The sequence below is a fragment of the Achromobacter sp. 1011791174 genome (assembly GCF_059760925.1).
The window spans coordinates 1-2,216 of record NZ_JCBANH010000193.1; the positions used below are offsets into that span (position 1 = coordinate 1).

General features: G+C 69.9%; 1 protein-coding gene. It reads left to right on the forward strand.

The features are described from left to right. Positions 1 to 2,216, forward strand: a 2,216-nt coding sequence (locus tag AC6LJ5_RS30250) for an autotransporter-associated beta strand repeat-containing protein (RefSeq protein WP_498142444.1), incomplete at both ends; no start/stop codon positions are given.

Consider the following 2,216-nt stretch of genomic DNA (forward strand, 5'->3'; position numbering starts at 1 on the left):
CACGGCGGTCAACAGCGGCACGGTGCAGGTATCCCGGGACGCGAACCTGGGCGCGGCTTCGGGCGCGCTGTCGCTGGACGGCGGCGCGCTGGCGGCGACCGCGAGCTTCGACACGGGGCGCGCGATCACGGTGGGCTTGGGCGACGGCGGCATCAATGTCGCGGCGGGGGCCAACCTGGGCGTGACCAGCGCGATCAGCGGCAGCGGCGCAGTGAGCAAGGGCGGCGCGGGTACGCTGACGCTGCACGCGGACAACGTTTATGCGGGAGGCACGACGATCACGGCGGGCACGCTGCAGCTGGGCGCCGGCGCGGGCGGCTCCGCCACGGGCAGCATCAGCGGCAACGTGGCCAACAGTGGCGCGCTGGCTTTCAACCGCAGCAATATCAATACTTTTGGCGGACTAATCAGCGGCACGGGCTCGGTCACGCAGCAGGGCAACGGCGCCACGATCCTGACGGCCGCCAATACCTACACCGGTGGCACCACGATCACGGCGGGCGCCTTGCAGCTGGGCGCGGGGGGCACGACGGGCAGCATCGTCGGCGACGTGACCAACAACGGCAGCCTGGTTGTCAATCGCAGCGATACCTATACGCTGGGCGGGGCCGTCAGCGGCACGGGTTCGGTCACGCAGCAGGGTAACGGCACCACGGTCCTGACGGCCGCCAATACCTACACCGGTGGCACCACGATCACGGCGGGCGTCTTGCGGCTGGGCGCGGGCGGCACGACGGGTAGCATCGTCGGCGACGTGACCAACAACGGCAGTCTGGTTGTCAATCGCAGCAATACCTATACGCTGGGCGGGGCCATCAGCGGCACGGGCTCGTTCACGCAGCAGGGCAACGGCGCCACCATCCTGACAGCCGCCAATACCTACACTGGCGGCACCACGGTTGACGCGGGCAGCCTGTATGTCAACGGCGACCAGACGGCCGCGACCGGCGTGACGACTGTCAACAATGCCACCCTTGGCGGCAAGGGCGTGATCGGCGGCGACGTGACGCTGACGGGCAACAGCACGCTGTCGCCCGGCGACAACGGCCCCGCGCCGGGCACGCTGACGATCAAGGGCAATCTGGCGCTGGGCAGCGGCACGACGCTGGACTATTCGTTCGGCGAGGCCAACGTGGTCGGCGGCCCGCTGAACGACCTGATCGTGGTGGCGGGCGATGTGTCGCTGGGCGGCAAGCTGAACGTGGCGCTGTCGCCGGGAGGCAGCCTGGATGTCGGCGTGTACCGCGTCATCAGCTACGGCGGCACGCTGTCCAATGCGGCGGGCCTGACGCTGGGCGCGCTGCCGACCGGGGCCGATCGCACCGACTACTTCATCCAGACCTCGGTGGACAAGCAGGTCAATCTTACGTACAGCAATGGCCTGACGCTGAACCACTGGGACGGCGGCGCCGGTCCCAAGAACAACAGCCAGGTCAACGGCGGCTCGGGCACCTGGGTGGCGCCGGGCGGCGTCAACGACAACTGGACCGATGTCGGCGGCAGGGTCAACGCGGGCTGGAACCAGGACGCCTACGCGATCTTCAGCGGCCAGAGCGGCACGGTGCGGGTCGACAGCAGCGCCAATGGGGCGATCAACGTGCAGGGCATGCAATTCGCCACCGATGGCTATGTCCTGCAGGGTAACGCCAGCGGAGACAAGCTGAGTCTGAAGGGATCGCCGGCGGGGAGCGGGCCGAACGAGGCGACGATCCGCGTGGGCGACGGCACGGCGGCCGGCGCGGGTTACACGGCGACGATCGCCACGGTGCTTGATGGCGCGGCCAAGGTGGTCAAGACGGACCTGGGCACGCTGGCGCTGTCCGGCGTCAATACCTACACCGGGGGCACGGCGGTCAACAGCGGCACGGTGCAGGTATCCCGGGACGCGAACCTGGGCGCGGCTTCGGGTGCGCTGTCGCTGGACGGTGGCACGCTGGCCGCGACCGCGAGCTTCGACACGGGGCGCGCGATCACGGTGGGCTTGGGCGACGGCGGCATCGATGTCGCGGCGGGGGCCACCCTGGGCGTGACGAGCGCGATCAGCGGCAGCGGCGCGCTGAGCAAGGGCGGCGCGGGCACGCTGACGCTGCACGCGGACAACGTCTATGCGGGAGGCACGACGATCACGGCCGGCACGCTGCAGCTGGGCGCCGGCGCGGGTGGCTCCGCCACGGGCAGCATCAGCGGCAACGTGGCCAACAGTGGCACGCTGGCCT